General features: G+C 33.8%; 20 protein-coding genes. 10 read left to right on the plus strand and 10 right to left on the minus strand.

Going from position 1 to position 14,845, the window contains the following annotated elements; genetic code table 11:
• Positions 1 to 15 precede the first annotated feature (15 nt).
• The 6 genes from QWY91_RS10465 to QWY91_RS10490 form a co-directional block, all read right to left on the minus strand.
• Complete coding sequence (locus tag QWY91_RS10465; protein WP_290234678.1) at positions 16 to 1,782, minus strand: DUF2326 domain-containing protein; 1,767 nt, start codon at positions 1,780 to 1,782, stop codon at positions 16 to 18.
• Positions 1,772 to 2,005, minus strand: a complete 234-nt coding sequence (locus QWY91_RS10470; RefSeq protein ID WP_290234681.1) for an ABC-three component system middle component 6 — start codon at positions 2,003 to 2,005, stop codon at positions 1,772 to 1,774. Before QWY91_RS10470 ends, QWY91_RS10465 begins: the two co-directional genes overlap by 11 nt.
• Positions 2,002 to 2,535, minus strand: a complete 534-nt coding sequence (locus QWY91_RS10475; protein WP_290234684.1) for a hypothetical protein — start codon at positions 2,533 to 2,535, stop codon at positions 2,002 to 2,004. Before QWY91_RS10475 ends, QWY91_RS10470 begins: the two co-directional genes overlap by 4 nt.
• Positions 2,536 to 2,540: 5 nt before the next feature.
• Positions 2,541 to 2,732 (minus strand): hypothetical protein, encoded by a 192-nt coding sequence (locus QWY91_RS10480; protein WP_290234686.1) that lies wholly within the window; start codon positions 2,730 to 2,732, stop codon positions 2,541 to 2,543.
• Between the two features lie 106 nt (positions 2,733 to 2,838).
• Complete coding sequence (locus tag QWY91_RS10485; RefSeq protein WP_290234689.1) at positions 2,839 to 3,222, minus strand: hypothetical protein; 384 nt, start codon at positions 3,220 to 3,222, stop codon at positions 2,839 to 2,841.
• Positions 3,219 to 3,653 (minus strand): hypothetical protein, encoded by a 435-nt coding sequence (locus QWY91_RS10490; RefSeq protein ID WP_290234691.1) that lies wholly within the window; start codon positions 3,651 to 3,653, stop codon positions 3,219 to 3,221. The genes QWY91_RS10485 and QWY91_RS10490 overlap by 4 nt, the downstream gene beginning before the upstream one ends.
• A gap of 89 nt (positions 3,654 to 3,742) precedes the next feature.
• On the opposite strand from QWY91_RS10490, the gene QWY91_RS10495 reads away from it, so the two are divergent.
• Complete coding sequence (locus QWY91_RS10495) at positions 3,743 to 4,471, plus strand: SOS response-associated peptidase (protein ID WP_290234694.1); 729 nt, start codon at positions 3,743 to 3,745, stop codon at positions 4,469 to 4,471.
• Between the two features lie 8 nt (positions 4,472 to 4,479).
• On the opposite strand, the gene QWY91_RS10500 is transcribed toward QWY91_RS10495, so the two are convergent.
• On the minus strand, positions 4,480 to 5,565 hold the full coding sequence (locus QWY91_RS10500; RefSeq protein ID WP_290234698.1) for an AbiH family protein: 1,086 nt from the start codon (positions 5,563 to 5,565) through the stop codon (positions 4,480 to 4,482).
• A 101-nt stretch (positions 5,566 to 5,666) separates the two neighbouring features.
• On the opposite strand from QWY91_RS10500, the gene QWY91_RS10505 reads away from it, so the two are divergent.
• The 9 genes from QWY91_RS10505 (at position 5,667) to QWY91_RS10545 (ending at position 12,230) form a co-directional block, all read left to right on the plus strand.
• Positions 5,667 to 6,188: a hypothetical protein gene (locus QWY91_RS10505; protein WP_290234699.1), complete on the plus strand. Its 522-nt coding sequence runs from the start codon at positions 5,667 to 5,669 to the stop codon at positions 6,186 to 6,188.
• A gap of 11 nt (positions 6,189 to 6,199) precedes the next feature.
• Entirely contained in the window at positions 6,200 to 6,742 is a 543-nt protein-coding gene (locus tag QWY91_RS10510) for a hypothetical protein (protein ID WP_290234702.1), read from the plus strand.
• A gap of 71 nt (positions 6,743 to 6,813) precedes the next feature.
• Entirely contained in the window at positions 6,814 to 7,959 is a 1,146-nt protein-coding gene (locus QWY91_RS10515; RefSeq protein WP_290234705.1) for a head maturation protease, ClpP-related, read from the plus strand.
• A gap of 6 nt (positions 7,960 to 7,965) precedes the next feature.
• Positions 7,966 to 8,988 carry a hypothetical protein gene (locus tag QWY91_RS10520; protein ID WP_290234708.1) on the plus strand — a complete coding sequence of 341 codons (1,023 nt, stop codon included), beginning with the start codon at positions 7,966 to 7,968 and terminating at the stop codon, positions 8,986 to 8,988.
• 10 nt (positions 8,989 to 8,998) lie between these two features.
• The gene (locus tag QWY91_RS10525; protein ID WP_290234709.1) at positions 8,999 to 9,481 is read left to right on the plus strand and encodes a hypothetical protein; all 483 of its coding nucleotides are present in this window, start codon (positions 8,999 to 9,001) and stop codon (positions 9,479 to 9,481) included.
• A gap of 1 nt (position 9,482) precedes the next feature.
• Positions 9,483 to 10,064 carry a hypothetical protein gene (locus QWY91_RS10530; RefSeq protein WP_290234712.1) on the plus strand — a complete coding sequence of 194 codons (582 nt, stop codon included), beginning with the start codon at positions 9,483 to 9,485 and terminating at the stop codon, positions 10,062 to 10,064.
• On the plus strand, positions 10,064 to 10,387 hold the full coding sequence (locus tag QWY91_RS10535; protein ID WP_290234713.1) for a hypothetical protein: 324 nt from the start codon (positions 10,064 to 10,066) through the stop codon (positions 10,385 to 10,387). The genes QWY91_RS10530 and QWY91_RS10535 overlap by 1 nt, the downstream gene beginning before the upstream one ends.
• A 107-nt stretch (positions 10,388 to 10,494) precedes the next feature.
• Entirely contained in the window at positions 10,495 to 11,250 is a 756-nt protein-coding gene (locus tag QWY91_RS10540; protein ID WP_290234716.1) for a hypothetical protein, read from the plus strand.
• A gap of 125 nt (positions 11,251 to 11,375) precedes the next feature.
• Positions 11,376 to 12,230, plus strand: coding sequence for a DNA adenine methylase (locus QWY91_RS10545; protein WP_290234717.1), 855 nt, complete (start codon positions 11,376 to 11,378; stop codon positions 12,228 to 12,230).
• Between the two features lie 15 nt (positions 12,231 to 12,245).
• Here the strand turns inward: QWY91_RS10545 and QWY91_RS10550 are convergent, their stop codons facing one another.
• The 3 genes from QWY91_RS10550 to QWY91_RS10560 form a co-directional block, all read right to left on the minus strand.
• Positions 12,246 to 12,548 carry a hypothetical protein gene (locus tag QWY91_RS10550; RefSeq protein WP_290234721.1) on the minus strand — a complete coding sequence of 101 codons (303 nt, stop codon included), beginning with the start codon at positions 12,546 to 12,548 and terminating at the stop codon, positions 12,246 to 12,248.
• 161 nt (positions 12,549 to 12,709) lie between these two features.
• Positions 12,710 to 14,212: a terminase large subunit domain-containing protein gene (locus tag QWY91_RS10555; RefSeq protein ID WP_290234722.1), complete on the minus strand. Its 1,503-nt coding sequence runs from the start codon at positions 14,210 to 14,212 to the stop codon at positions 12,710 to 12,712.
• Positions 14,202 to 14,762: a hypothetical protein gene (locus tag QWY91_RS10560; protein WP_290234725.1), complete on the minus strand. Its 561-nt coding sequence runs from the start codon at positions 14,760 to 14,762 to the stop codon at positions 14,202 to 14,204. Before QWY91_RS10560 ends, QWY91_RS10555 begins: the two co-directional genes overlap by 11 nt.
• Positions 14,763 to 14,845 lie beyond the last annotated feature (83 nt).

Here is a 14,845-nt window from a genome sequence, read left to right on the forward strand (position 1 = left end):
AAATAAGTTTTTTGTTTAAAAATTTTGACGAAATAATTTATCTTTCGGAGATAAAGTTAAAATTGAATTTTTCTCAATAAAATCGGAATTAACAAAATCCTTCTCTCCAAACTTTTCATCAAGAGTTCCTTCTTCATTAATTGTTGTTATGTATTGAATTTTGGTACCAGAATTAGCAAGGTTTTGAACAAACTTGCAAACGGAAATGAAGTGGGCTTTATCAACCCCATCAAAGATACCATCATGAACTAAAAAATTTGGAAAATTTGAAGTGTTGACTATATTTTCAATTAAAATCGACAAATCATATACTAAAGTTCTCCCTTGATTTTTTCCTTTTCCAAACATGTCAGGTAAAGAAATATCTAGTTCAAAAATACCTTTCTTCCTAGTCCCTCCGAACAAGGAAAATTGGGATTCTTCATTCTGGTTGATATATATCTCTTGATAGACGTTATCAAAATTCTCTGCAAATTGCATAATTCTCTCAGAAAATCGATTGACATAATCAATTGACTGATTCTTTAGATTTTCTAACTCACCATTTATTTCATTCAATTCTTTTTGTAAATCCAGAAGCAACTTAGTATTACTATCTAAATCACTTAATTGATTCTTTTTTTCACTTAAATTATAAAATGCTTCAGTTAAATCCGTAATAGCTTCTTGAGCAGATAAAAAATAAAAGATTTTTGCTCTCTCCTTTTCTAAATCTGAAATAATTTTATCTCGGGTTTTTATATGCTCCTGAATTTTTACAATTTCCGCTTCTAAAAACTCCTGGCGAGACTGACTTAATTTTTTGCGGAATGCAATTGCTTCAGCGAGGGTTTCCTTAATCTTCAAACCCAAATCTTCGGAAATTTCACTATACATCGATTTAATTCTTCTAGTATTTAATTTACTTGGAAGAGCAAAACTCTCACGATAGGATTTTAGTTTATCGTGATCAACATAATTTTGATATAAATTAGATTTAATTTTTTCTGTTAGTTTATTAGCTTCCTTTTCAGCATCTTCGTATTGTTCACCTAGCTCGAATTTGTCAATAGCATTAGACAGCTTTTTAATTTCTAACCTTAGTCTATTCGTCTCTAATTGAGCCTGCTTCAAATCTGGCAAACCATACTTTTGATCCACATATTCTGATACTTCCTTAATAGTAGAGCTTATATTCTTTTGGTGTACACGTTTTTCCCAAATCCTAAATGGAATCTGATTATCTAGCCCCAAAAGATAGAAATGATATACGTTTAGTTCTGGTTCGGTTAATTCTTGAATAAACTTAATTGGATCTAAAAATTTAGCTTTTTTAAATTTTTGTATCTTAATATAAAAACTTACTAGGCTTCTAAACCATTTTTCTGAGACGAAAGATCCATCATAATTTTCACGGCTAAAAATTAATATACAGAGCTTTTTTTTTAATGTCTTAATTGGAAAAAGTTTGGTTTCTTCATTACTCTCACCAAACTCTATATAATTTGGCTCAACTACGTTCCTTTTAATAAGATAGTCCACCCCGTCTATAGAAAATTCTAAAACTATATCATAACCGGTCATAATTTCTTTAGCCTTAAATAGTCTTTGATTATGATTTTTATTATAAGAAGCTAATAGAGTGAAATCAATTAAATCTAAAAAAGTGGATTTCCCAATACTATTTAAAGAAGCTTTTGGATTATCTAAGTCCTTAATCCCGTAGATAAAGTTTAGGCCATTGCTAAAAGCTACAGGTTTAAAAAGTCCTGCTGGTTCAGAAAATAATCTTTTAAGAAACATCGTTTTGTTTTATAATTATACCCTTATGAATTTTAATTGCTCGAATCATCCATAGAAATGTCAAGATATCATAATACGCATCTAAGTTTAAACTTTTCTCCAACCTTATTTTTTGATAAAGTTCTTCAATAGCTAAATTATCCTTTCTTAAATGGAATAAAATATCAGCTCCTATAACAAGCACATTACTTTCTAAATTTTCATGTTTAGTTGGTAAAATCATAGTTCCGAAAATAAATCGTTTTGTCCTTCAGAACTAGTTTTTTCGAAAATGGTACAGTCATCAAAAAAGAATAATACAATCCCTTGAGCAATACTTTTAAAGCTTGGATTCTTAGAATATTTTTTCGGAACAAATATCTCAGGCAAATCTATTAGAATGTTTATTGGCCTTAAAGATTGCCTTTTTAATTTTTTATAATTGGAATGTATATAGTAATGAATACTTGCTTGGTCTTGACTATTTAGTGTGCTGAAAGCTTTTTCAACAAAATTTATCTTTAAATAAAGTTGTGTAAAATAGAATCTTACTTCGTCCCTTTCAGATTTGTTGATAAAATTCAGTTTTATTTTTTCATTGATATGAATTAGCTTATCCTTCGTCAGGGAAGGTTTATCCGACTTACCTTCTTTAATTTTATCAAGTACATAATTAAATATTGTATCAATAACACCATAATCTTCTTCAGGAAAATTTTGGTATATATCACGACCTGCCATTAAATTATTATCACCTTTAATCTTTTTGCTCATAACAACTACTCTAAATTACCTCCAGCCATCTTATTATTATTCCCCTCAACATTCTGCTTATTACCTTTATTTTTCTGTTTGTTTTTATTAATAGATTTAATTTCTTGGTTAATAGTTAAAACCTTATTAGCTACGAATATGGAAATACCTAAGGAAATAATAGAAGAAATACCTGCAATAATATTAAAAATTTGCATTACAAAATTTATAAAAGTTATTATAAGAACTAAATTGTGTAGGGCATTTTCCAAAAGTGGATAAGTAAATATAGAATAAATTTGATAATGGAAAAATATTAAATAATCAGAATCGATCAAATTCAAACTGATCCCACTCTTTACATTTATCAGTTGACACCCCAAAATCGCGCATTAGTCCTCGAATAAAGACCGGAGAAACATCAAGATCGCGCATAAAGTTTTTGATTCGTTCCTCAATATGAAATTTCACGGTAGATCTTAATACTATCGATTTTTCTTTACGGATAAATTGCTTATCCAGATGATCAATAACTTCAATATAAATTAAGAGCTCAACGAGTTTAGATTTAGGTTGCTTTTTCCTATTATGGATTTGCCCACCGGCCACTCTTTGCCCCATATAAAAATAATCGAAAGTTACTCCATAATGATCATCTTCTATATGGCCGTTTTGCGGAACATCCCATATTTTTATGTGAGGTTTCATAGCTCAAAACGTATTAGATTATTCTCTCTAATGTAAATCTGGTCAGTTCCGTCAATACCAACCATATTTCCTCCCAGCATGCGATTATAATTAATTATATGATCCTTCTTATTGATAGAAACAGTTTTTAAAACTGTTGGTATTATATCGGAAAGACGAACTCGGTGAAGATGTTTTATTATTCTGTCTTTAATAACTTCTTTCCATGGTTCAAAATGACCAAGATGTGATGTCCGCAAACAATAAATACCTTGCTGATCATCTAAAATTATAGTCCAAATTTTAAGTGATATCTGATCAGTATGATCAATAAACCGTGTTGCCATAAAATAGAAATCAAAATCTATATATTTAGAATTCTGAATAAATGGCCTGTTTATAGGGTATCTGGTAAGTGTATTACTATTATTATCATGTAGATCAAGTATCATTGTTGGAATTTTTCCAAATTTAGGAATTTTTCCATTATTTTTATCTGGCGATTTTATTTTATATTACCTATTCTTTTAATGATGATCCTATGTGCTACGAAACTTCACTTACAAAAACGACTAAAGAAATAAAGAACATAACCGGTGCAAAATTTAGCGTTCCTATGGAATATAAGCCCTACTATCATATTTCTGGCTTTGTTCACCCCAATTTATATTGCATACCTATAGAAGATCCCACACAAATATTTCCCATGGAATGGGGACTTATTGCTCCTTGGGGAGAAAATGATGTTAGTGCATTTCGAAAAAAGTATAATACCCTTAATGCCCGTGGAGAAACAATGCTAAAATCTAATACTTACAAATCTGCAGCTCGAGAGCGCAGATGCTTAATTTTAGCAGATGGATTTTTTGAACCACATTACCCAGGTGATGATTTTAAAGGCGGTGCAGTTCCCAAATACTGCTATTTGGAAAATCGCAAGTTATTTACGTTTGCAGGAATATATAATGAATACAAATCAGACTATTGGAATGTTAGCCTGGTCACTACTGAAGCTAATGATTTCTTTTCGAAGGTTCATAATAAGAAAAAACGAATGCCCTTGGTTTTAGATCCAGATTTTGAAGGCGAATGGTTGCGTGAAGATCTTAATGATAATAATATCCTAGAATTAGTAGACCATGGCTTTATCAAAGAAAATTTTAAAGCACACTCGGTAGCCAATTTATACAAAAGAGATTTAAATACTAATACTCCAGAATTCCTTAAACCAGTAGAAGATCAAGAAGGAGAACAGGGGAGTTTATTTTAAAAAGAATCTTAAGGAAAATATTTTGAATCTTCAAAATTGACTACTTTATTTCTAAGATCTGCCTCACTATTAATTATTCTGCTTGCCGCATATCCTAATTCCCTAAAATTTTGTCTTACTAAAGATGGTTCATGAGCCAAATCACTTCTTTTAAAAAAGTGAATCTTTTTACAACTGGCAGAGTTAAATATCTCTGAAAGCAAGGTTTTATCGGTTTGACCCAAAGAATGTCCTAAAACTACAACTTCAAAATTTTCATACTTGTTCAAAAACTCATTATGTAGATGATCATAATGTGAATTATTTAAATAATCAAAAGTTTTAAAATATCTCAAAAACTCGTCTATTTCTAAAGACTTAATTTCTTGGTATTCTGAATTTTGATCATTCCCATAACCAAAAACTATATCCTCTCGTCTTGAAAAATCTCCATGGATATGATTAATCACGCAACCCTGAAGGGTTCTAATATGATGCTTATAATTTAATACCGTACTAGTGTAATTAAAGTTTAAAAAATAAAGATTTTCTAAGTCTTCTAAATGGTGCTGTATAAAACCTGCGATTGATCTATCAAGTTCCACTTCAATATTTGCTAAATAATCTATTACAGCAGTTTTTACTTCGTTAAAATTTACATTCAAATTCTGTAACGGCTTGATACTACTTCCTGGCACGCTAACTGATTTCTTTAATCCTATTAAATTTTTAAAATAAAGATTTTCAATATCAAACCAATTTTTGCTTTCTGTAGAATAGAGCTTAGCCAAAAATTTATTTCTTAAAATTAAATTTAACTTCTTATAATCATTCAGTATTTCATTTCTTATCATATCATGATTATCATAGCTATTCCATAAGGACAAATAACTTTTATTTGGAAGATTATAAGTCCCTTTTGCATTCCAATTCTTAAAAAAAGGATCACTCAAAATAAGAGATTTATCGCAATCTCCTTTACGCACTCTTATTAATTCAGGTATAATAATTTTATCTAGATAATTATTAGCAAAATCTGAAAATTTGGTTTCCATACCATTTGCGATATCAAAGCCATTCCCAATCAAAATCAAAATATTTTTATGTTCAAACATGTTCTTAAAAGAAACTTTTACGGTTCAGAGTAAATATATAAATTACTGTCCTTTTTTTAACATTGGATTAACTCCTATATTTGGGAAAAGATCCTACATCCATGTCCCAAAATTATTCTCAGTATTCCATCGTTCAAAAAATTCCTGTTGCCGATCATGTCTATAAATACCTACTAAAGCTTTGTGGCAGCGATCATATAGTTGCAGGTCGCAATTCATACGTAGGCAGCTTAGTATTGTCCCTTCAGGGACGTAATTATGATGTAAGAGTAACTCGTAGCAAATACACTAAAATTTTCGAGGTAGAAATCACCGAAACCTACTATGATAAAAATGGTCTTTTTATAACTCGGGAAAATGCAGAGCTTTTTAATGATCAAATCGACAAAAAGTTTAGAGACGAACTTTACCGCATGATGCTCATGAATCGACACCTCGAAGAAAAGCTATTTTTACAATCAATGCGTACCTATTTGGATTTCTACGATATTACAGAGGATGATATTAAAACAGAAAGCTTATACAGGGATTTTAAGCGCAAAAAAGAAGACCTATTATCAAATTTTAGCCTTAATACACCGGCAGGGACAAAATGTGAAGTTTCACAAGTTGTCCCTTCGTAATTTTCTTAGTCATGATCCAGAATCTTTGCAATATCGTACAGGAAGATAATTTTGATACTTTTCACAAAGCTACTATTATCGAAGCTTCGAAACTCCCTAAATTTAATCATCTTACTAAGGCACAGGATGTTTTAACGATTATCAATAATCTTCCAGAAGAATTCCAGGCGATGATCATTCGATTTATGCCGGAACGTTTTAATCTTTCCAATAAGACTAAAATCCAAAAAGGAAGCCGAATATATAAAACCGATTTTTCGCTTCCACTATCTCCACAAGATGCAAATATTCAAAGTTTGTTAGAGACCTACAATAATAAAGAAGTTGTTGTTTTAATTACAAGGCATTCGCACTCTTATTTATACGGTACCAGTGAACAGCCATTATTATTTACTTACGAGGAGTTGCATAATCCCGCACCATCAGGATTAAAAGGTTATACTTTAAGTATGAATAACGAGAGCTATGGAGCTGCATTATATTTTGCAGGAAATGAAGCAGAATTTCCGGTGGTTAATCGTGGTCTTGCTTTCCAATTAGCTGGAAGCTTGTAATGTCCTTTTTTACAGGCTAGTGGCGCTATAATATTGTTCTTCCATAATAGTACGGATTAACAATTAAAGATTTGCCACAAACTACACCTTATTACAATATTGTAAAAAATGAAGCCGACAGAGAAGCTACCATATTTATATATGGAGCAATTGGCGGTATAGATTGGGATACTTATGAAACGATTAACACCGCTTCTAAATTTACAGTTGCATTCAATGAACTGGAGAAAGATGCGGATACTATCCATATAAGAATCAACTCCCCAGGTGGTGCCGTTTTCGAGGGACAGGCTATTTATAACGCAATATTTGCTTCCAAAAAGCGAATCGTTACTTATAACGACGGTATTTGCGCGAGTATGGCTGCTTTAATTCTTCTTTCTGGAGATGAGATACACGCGTTTAAAAATTCCCTCTTAATGATCCATAACTCTAGTTCTTCTTACTGGGGAAATAAAAAAGAGGTCGAAGAACAACTTGAAGCTGCAGAAAAAATTGACAAAGCATTAGGTACTGCAATCGAAGATCGACTTGGTATCACTGCTGAAGATGTTGAAAAAGAATATTTAAACTATAAAGACAATTGGTTTACAACAGATGAAGCTTCATCTCTTGGCTTTTATGATCATGTCATTAAAAAAGAGAAAGCCCAGATACCTGAAGATATCATGCAATTGAAACCGAAGGATATGGTTAGCAAATATGCGGCCATGACTTTTTCTATCCCAAACACTAAATCTAAAATTACAAATACCATGAACAAACCAAACTCGTTCCCGAATTTGGTAGCTGTACTTGGAGCGCCTTTGGCGTCCACCGACAAAGGCAGCTATATCAATGATGAACAGAAAAAAGCTATCGACAATAAATTTGCTGCCGATGCCTTAGCTCTCCAAACCGCAAATTCTGCGAAAGATAAAGCGGAACAGGATTTACAGGCGGAAAAAGACTCTAGGCAACAGGCGATCGATGCCGAAAAAGCGAACACAAACGCTGCTTTAACAGCGATGCGTACAGCTGCAACCGCTGCAGGTGTTGAAAACATCATCGAAAATGCAACGATGGAAGACATCAATACAGCACTTGCTGCTCAAATCGCTGTGTTAAACGGTAAACCAGGTGCTTCCCACACTGGAGGAGCTAATGATCCAGATAAAAAAGACGGTGAATTCGATTACATCGACTTTGACAATTCAATTTACTCTCAAATAAAATAATCTACAATGGAAATCCCAACTATAGAAATTGATGATGTAGTTAAAGAATTAAAAACATTCTTAGCGAACAATCCAAAGCTCATTTCTGCATCACTAAATAGATCAGAAATTACACTAGACAAGCATACAAAACCTCTAACTAAAATTAAAGGTAAATTCCCTCAGGCTCATACCTTAATGACTGATGTTGTTCAAGGCTTTAGTACTGAATGGGAAGAAATGGGTAAACTACAGATCGAGCACAAAATCTTAACAGATTTTCACCAGAAGGTTAACTATCCAATAATTCCTGCGGATATACTACACTCGTATTTTGCAGAGTTATACGCTGAAAATAAGAAAAAAGAGGAGATGCCTATTTCGAAATATATTATCGAAAATGAGCTTCTTCCAAAGGTTATCGATAACATTCAAACGCTTTCAATTTCTGGAACTTATGATCCTGAAAGAAAAAATGAGTTTGGATATTCTATGGATGGTATTGAGACCATATTATCGAAAATGGTTAGCCGTGATACTCCGCCAAAACATCCGGCTTTTGAAATTCCAGTAAATGTATTTACTGATGTTAATATAGTAGATGAAATTACAGCATGGGAAAGAAAATTACCAAGAAAGCTGAAGAGAAAGATCAAAAAAGTTTTTATGTCCGAAAATAACTTTGAGCGCTATGTATTGGATTATGAAAATAAATTCGGACAAAATAAATTCCAAGGGGATGTTATGAAAACCCGTTTAGGAAAACGAGAAATCGTAATTCTTGATGGAATGGAAAGTGATGTAATTTTCGGTACTACAGAAAATAATTTCAGAAAGTTAATAGATGTTTTCGATGAACCACGAGTAACCGATGTTCAGAAAGAAAACTACAAAGTAAAAATCTTTATGGAATGGTGGAGAGGTTATGACTTCTTAATTAACCAGATGGTTGTAGTATCCAATTTTAGCGATGATAGATACGGCCTTGGATCTTCTGAACTTAACCAAAAATACTTCGGTATTAATGGTGTATCCCCAGCAACAGCATAAAATCTAAAGCATGAACAAAAAAGAACTTAAGGCAAGGTGCAAGGAACTCGGTATTTCAACCGAGGGCCTTGACACTAATGCCAAACTAGAAGAAGCTATTCAAGACAAAGAGGCTGAATTAGCAGCGAAAGCAGAAGCTGAAGAGAAGTCGGATAAGCTTGATTTGGATTCTGAAGAATCTGATGCAAAAACAGGTGAAAACGATACAAAATCGACTGAAGCCGTACCCGATAATACAGAATCTGAAACTTCTGAAGATTATCCGGAAACTCAGAAAGAATCTACAAAATCTGGAGAAGATTTAAATGAGGATTCTGCACCCGATCACTATGAAGATGATCGTGGAAGAAAATGGAAGTTCAAAGCGAACACGCCTAAGAAATTGAGAATTGATGGACATCCAATGAGCCAGGAAGAAATTCTGGGAACAGAAGAAGTAATTTCTGAGCTTGTTCTTGGGAACTGTTCATTCCTAACCCAAATAATCGAATAAGATGTCTGAAAACTGTGATCCAATTAAATTAGAAAATATCGAGTTCTGTGCAACCGATGAAATTATTTCTGGAATTAGTGATCTTGAAGTTTATGGTGCTGCTATTTCAGATTTTAAAGTGATAGCTGCCCCCCCAAAATTGGATGTAGCTACAAATTTCGAAGAAGCTGGAGCAATAGCTGAAACTCACACTTTCAAAGAAAGTCGTGGTTTCCATAAAATTCAAATTCAGGCAGATTCCGGAAGTGTAGAAAACACGCAATTAGGAGAAAAATCTAATCTTGGCGTGCAGAATTCGTTAACCGGAGCAATGAGAAATAACAAAAAGACCAAAGGTTATCTTAGATATTATAAGAATACGCCAATGATCTTTATTGTTAGAGAAAAAACTGGAAACCTTGTACAGATCGGAAGTCAAAACTGTCCTGCATATATCGTAGAGTTTACTGGAAATACTGGTGCAGCTCCTGGAGACGCAAAAAATATCCAGGTTATTATAAGAGATGCTCAGCCATATTTCGCACCAGACTACGAAGGAACAATTACTCAATTTCCTGCACCGGCTCCAGAACCTGATGTATAATGAAAAAAGCATTTAAGATAGCACCCGGCCGTTATGTGATCCCAAACATTGGAAGCGTAGATGCTCAAAAAGAAGTTAGTAATAATGTACTTTTTGAAATCTACAAACTTCCACGCCGGGTCTTTCCCTGGATCCAACTTGGTCCCGATGCTGAAGCCTTCATTAAAAAGCAAAAACTCAATGTAAAAGATTTTGCGAAGCTTGTGAATAATGCCAGGACTAAAAATGAAATTGAACTTTTAGCCAGGTTAAGTGCTACCAAAACAATCGATCGTATTGCTGAAGTTAAGCTTCAGGCTTTAGAAAATATAGCTGAAAAATAAATCTGTTTCTTTACTTTAATTTAGTTTGCTAAAAACCGCCAGTGCAATTCCTGGCGGTTTTTTTTTATGTCCTTTTTAATCACTTGTGCCATCCGCAACTTTGGATCATGGAAATAAGTGAATGGTTAAATAGTAAGTCTAAAGATTACAATATAGGCATCGATCTTTATGCAGGATCCAATATTGTGAAATCCCGCACGCTGGCCAATTTAAAACGCGGGCAGAATCCACGCAATATGGCTGTACTCATTAAAGAGCTTCGCCAACTATCCAAAACAAGATCTTATTCCAAACCACAACCTAAGCCAGCGATTGAAAAAGTAGTCGCGAAAACTCCGAAACCGGTACAGGTCGAGATGGAACGTAAAAACCAGATTGAGCAAAGTGCTTCTGCTTATTTCCAAAAAATTAAATACAACGAATTGCCAGCTGTGTTAAAAGTAAGATATCGTCAATTGAAGGATCTCTTCTACGACATGAGCGACTTAAAGTTTGTTTTAAATGATCTACCTACCAAGGAAGTAAATAAGGCCTTAAAAATCATCCTAAAGATTGAAGCATTAGATGAGCAAAGAGAAATGATCTGGAGAGAATTAGATCACTGGCAAGATCACAAAACCTTACTCCCAACGAAAACGGAAACCGATTTTTCAGAATTGAGCCAGAAAGATCTATTCCTTAAAAAAGCAAACCTGGTTAACTATATCAATAAGAAATCGAAGCGAATTGAAAATTGGGAAGAAGCTCTGGAGAAAGAAAGTAGTAAAGAGGAGCGCTTAAAAATTGGCCAGCAGATTAACCGAACACAAAAAGCGGTGCACCAACACAAACTCGATCTGCATAAAATCGAAGGGATGTTATAAAGTCCCCCAGTTTACTAAGATCTCTCACAATCATTAATAATTAAACCCAACAAGGTACTGGAGGACATAAGGCCTTCCACCTTGTGGGAGTATTAATTATTTAATTATTAATAATGATTGTGAGAATGACAAAAGTAAACAAAAATCTAAAAAAGAAGAATTTCAAACAGGCTCCTTTACCATTTCAAGGACAAAAAAGAAGATTTCTAAAAAAGTTTGATGAAGCTCTAGAATGTTTCCCAAGCGATGGTATTTACATTGATATATTTGGAGGATCTGGATTACTCGCTCACTCTGTCAAACAGAAATATCCCGAAGCCAGGGTAATATGGAATGACTATGACAATTTTAAAAAGAGATTGGAAGAAATTCCCAGCACAAACACTTTGTTGGCTAAGCTGAGAAATAACCTGGAAAATTATCCTAGAGATAAAAAAATACTTGGTTTGCAAAAAGATCAGGTTATGGAATTCATTAGGAATCATGAAGCGAAATTTGGATATGTTGATTATGTAACCTTATCGGTATCATTACTTTTTGGTGGGAAATATGCTAACAACTATATTGAATTCGAAAAATCCACTTTATACAATAGGATTCGTTTGAATGATTATTCTTGTAATGGATATTTGGATGAAGTAGAAAGATTATCGGATGACTATAAGAATATTTTCGAATCCTATCAAAATGATAATGTTATCTTTCTTGTTGATCCTCCTTATCTATCAACAGACACCTCTTCTTATACAAATGAAAATTACTGGAGACTTCGTGATTATCTGGATGTTTTAAACCTGCTGGACAACTCTTCCTATTTCTACTTTACTAGTAACAAAAGTCAGATCATAGAACTGTGTGATTGGATTGAGACTCGATCCTTAACCCAGAATCCTTTCTCAGGTTCCACAAGGTCCACAACTAGTAATCAACTCAATAAAAATTCCAGTTATACCGATATAATGCTATACAAAACTATTTAAGTAATCTAACAGCGGCTAAATAGCCGCTGTTTTTCTTTCCATAAAATAAAATAAATCAGAGTATTCTTCTCTGATCACTTCACCATCTTTCTCAACTTCTGGATAAGTGTGAAGAAAAGTTTTAAAACCAAGTTCCAACAATATCTCTTGTATATCACTTTCATAGATCCAACGTTCCGGAAGCACATTTGTTACTAATTTATAAATATTAGAAAGTGTTTTTCTTTCAAGATAATCGCCTCCTGAAAATTGAGAATCTACGGGAGTATAGTTATCCTGAATCAAATTTTTAATCTCTTTTGTGTAATCTGTTTTCATTTTCTCAAAAATAAAAGTTTATAATATTAATTATCAATTAGTTAAATACTTAAAGACTGTATTTTTTTATCAAAAATCGACGTGTTTACAAACGCCGTAGCCTGTAGCGAAATGACTTGTGCCATAGCAAAAAGTCATGCAAATATGAAAGTATACGTAGCTTAGAAAGTTGTGAGTGGTAGATCTTCAGTTCCAGCTCGAGAAGCGTCTAGTTTTCCTTCGAACATTGAATAGAATGGATAATCAAACGTATCACTTAGGTGTGTTGCATGTTCCTGATCAATACCCTTTCTTCTTTCCGACCGCTTATCCTTTTCAAGACCTTTCCCTCGATCATATACTTCAGCGTTCTCCATCGAAACAATAAGGCTTGGACAGTTCGCTTTATTAATTCTAATCTTAGGTAATCCTCTGCGCCTTCCATCCTCACGAAGCGCCACATTGATAAGCCTAAACTTTTCTGTGTATGATGGGTTCGCACCTGTGGTCATTTTATATACTGTCCACCCTGATTTAGTTAAGATTTCCTTTGCCTGGTCTGCCATTGTCATTTTACTATTGGCCATTCTATTGTTTCCGGTCCTGTCATAATAGAAATAAACTTCTTTGGTTGGATGTGGTAAGTAGTACGGAAGAAACTCTTCTAGAAATAAATGGTCCAGCATCTTTGGTGACTTGACATAGAACTCTTTGAGCACTCGATAGGTATCATCTTGTAATTGACTTACAGTCATACTATTAATATTCGCTCCCCAATCCACGCTAATAATAAGTGGTTCATTCTTTTTAACGTCTAGATCCTGTCTGCAATTAAGAGAATTTCCATTAAGGTCTGTAATAGGTATTCCCTCTAGATAGCCGTTATCAAAATTTGTATAATAATTATCTTCTGTAAGTTGTGGATAAAAGCCGTCCGTGATCTCTTTCGGTCGAATGTTTAACATTTCAGCGTTGTAGATGATATCATCCCTATACGACTTACGCATATGCTCAAAATAGTCAGAACGAATGTTGGCCATGTTTACCTTAGCCGTAGCTTTCAGAAATAATATACCAGAAGGATCTTTTCTAGCCTCTTCTTCCATATCAGTAAACCACTTCCCCTTCTTAGTTAAAGGTGTTGAAGAGGTGTAAACTTCAGAATGCAAAAGTGGTGAGTTTTTAAATTGTGCTTTTTTAGCTCGGTTAGTGTTTGTTACATTAATAGCTAACTTTTCATCGTCGAATAGTGCAGCTTCATCCCCACGAATAGCATAAGAATTAAGACCACGTCCACTATCCTTATGATCTAGACTTACAAATTGAAAAATTGCACCATTAGACCAATGCCAAATATTATTAAATGCTTCAGGTGACTGAAAAGGCATCTGGAACCCCATCTTTTTCCCTGCCATAGATCCGACGACGTAATCAATGCCCTCATAGATTCCAAATAGTTCAAGACCTTCTTTGATAGCTGGCATAAATCGAGAAAGAATTTGGCTGTAAGTAGAGCCAACCATGGCAAAAGATCCTCTTGGCATTTGCTTCACTAATTGTAGAGAATCATACCCTAAATAGGTAGTCTTTCCAGATCCCCTGCCCCACTCCAAAAATTTCTGTTTTTGTTTTGCAGTAGCAGCAATAACCTGAGCAGCATTCAGACGAACTCTTTTACTCTTCATCTTCTTCTTCTTTGAGTTCTTCAAAATCAGTATCCTCCGCTTCAAAATCATTAAGATCTACAACTCCTCCAGATACTATTTTATCAATACCTTTTTTACTTTGAGTATCCAAAGTGATAGTGATATCCATGTTTTTAATCTTATCGAGATTAACCAACTTATCATCTCCATCAAAATCCGCTAGTTTGATCATGCGGTCTAAACCTTTCCCGATTTCTGCCAGATTTTTCTCTTTAAATGCGATATCAAGAGCTTGCTGGTTGTATTCGAAAATTAGAAATCGCATTCCCTCTTTATCTGCCTTGCCTACATCTCCATAAATTTTTAGAGCGTTCCCTATATCGCGATAGGCTGTAGCCTGAGAAACTTCAAATTGATCCTGAAGGATTTTCGATACCTGGTCTCTAGTTTTCCGATCCAACATTAATGTGAATGCCGTTTTAACGCGGTTTTTCATTTTTTCCTGAAAATCACTTAGCTGAATAGTGTTATCGAGAAAGGATCCATAAACCTTATCGAAATGAGTGTCTTTTGTGGTGATGTTTGCCAATTTATCTGAGGTTTTACTTCAAAATTGACCTATCAAAGCACCTTAAAAAAGGACACTTAATTCTTGTCCTTTTTTAAGGCACA

Source organism: Zunongwangia endophytica (assembly GCF_030409505.1).
Classification (GTDB): domain Bacteria; phylum Bacteroidota; class Bacteroidia; order Flavobacteriales; family Flavobacteriaceae; genus Zunongwangia; species Zunongwangia endophytica.

Excerpts from the sequence above, each read along its gene's own strand:
- QWY91_RS10510 (WP_290234702.1), top strand. The coding sequence starts at position 6,200 with ATGATCCAGAATCTTTGCAATATCGTACAGGAAGATAATTTTGATACT.
- QWY91_RS10465 (WP_290234678.1), bottom strand. The coding sequence starts at position 1,782 with ATGTTTCTTAAAAGATTATTTTCTGAACCAGCAGGACTTTTTAAACCT.
- QWY91_RS10535 (WP_290234713.1), top strand. The coding sequence starts at position 10,064 with ATGAAAAAAGCATTTAAGATAGCACCCGGCCGTTATGTGATCCCAAAC.
- QWY91_RS10545 (WP_290234717.1), top strand. The coding sequence starts at position 11,376 with ATGACAAAAGTAAACAAAAATCTAAAAAAGAAGAATTTCAAACAGGCT.
- QWY91_RS10470 (WP_290234681.1), bottom strand. The coding sequence starts at position 2,005 with ATGATTTTACCAACTAAACATGAAAATTTAGAAAGTAATGTGCTTGTT.
- QWY91_RS10530 (WP_290234712.1), top strand. The coding sequence starts at position 9,483 with ATGTCTGAAAACTGTGATCCAATTAAATTAGAAAATATCGAGTTCTGT.
- QWY91_RS10485 (WP_290234689.1), bottom strand. The coding sequence starts at position 3,222 with ATGAAACCTCACATAAAAATATGGGATGTTCCGCAAAACGGCCATATA.
- QWY91_RS10495 (WP_290234694.1), top strand. The coding sequence starts at position 3,743 with ATGTGCTACGAAACTTCACTTACAAAAACGACTAAAGAAATAAAGAAC.
- QWY91_RS10520 (WP_290234708.1), top strand. The coding sequence starts at position 7,966 with ATGGAAATCCCAACTATAGAAATTGATGATGTAGTTAAAGAATTAAAA.
- QWY91_RS10550 (WP_290234721.1), bottom strand. The coding sequence starts at position 12,548 with ATGAAAACAGATTACACAAAAGAGATTAAAAATTTGATTCAGGATAAC.
- QWY91_RS10490 (WP_290234691.1), bottom strand. The coding sequence starts at position 3,653 with ATGATACTTGATCTACATGATAATAATAGTAATACACTTACCAGATAC.
- QWY91_RS10555 (WP_290234722.1), bottom strand. The coding sequence starts at position 14,212 with ATGAAGAGTAAAAGAGTTCGTCTGAATGCTGCTCAGGTTATTGCTGCT.
- QWY91_RS10480 (WP_290234686.1), bottom strand. The coding sequence starts at position 2,732 with ATGCAAATTTTTAATATTATTGCAGGTATTTCTTCTATTATTTCCTTA.
- QWY91_RS10505 (WP_290234699.1), top strand. The coding sequence starts at position 5,667 with ATGTCCCAAAATTATTCTCAGTATTCCATCGTTCAAAAAATTCCTGTT.
- QWY91_RS10540 (WP_290234716.1), top strand. The coding sequence starts at position 10,495 with ATGGAAATAAGTGAATGGTTAAATAGTAAGTCTAAAGATTACAATATA.
- QWY91_RS10525 (WP_290234709.1), top strand. The coding sequence starts at position 8,999 with ATGAACAAAAAAGAACTTAAGGCAAGGTGCAAGGAACTCGGTATTTCA.
- QWY91_RS10475 (WP_290234684.1), bottom strand. The coding sequence starts at position 2,535 with ATGAGCAAAAAGATTAAAGGTGATAATAATTTAATGGCAGGTCGTGAT.
- QWY91_RS10500 (WP_290234698.1), bottom strand. The coding sequence starts at position 5,565 with ATGTTTGAACATAAAAATATTTTGATTTTGATTGGGAATGGCTTTGAT.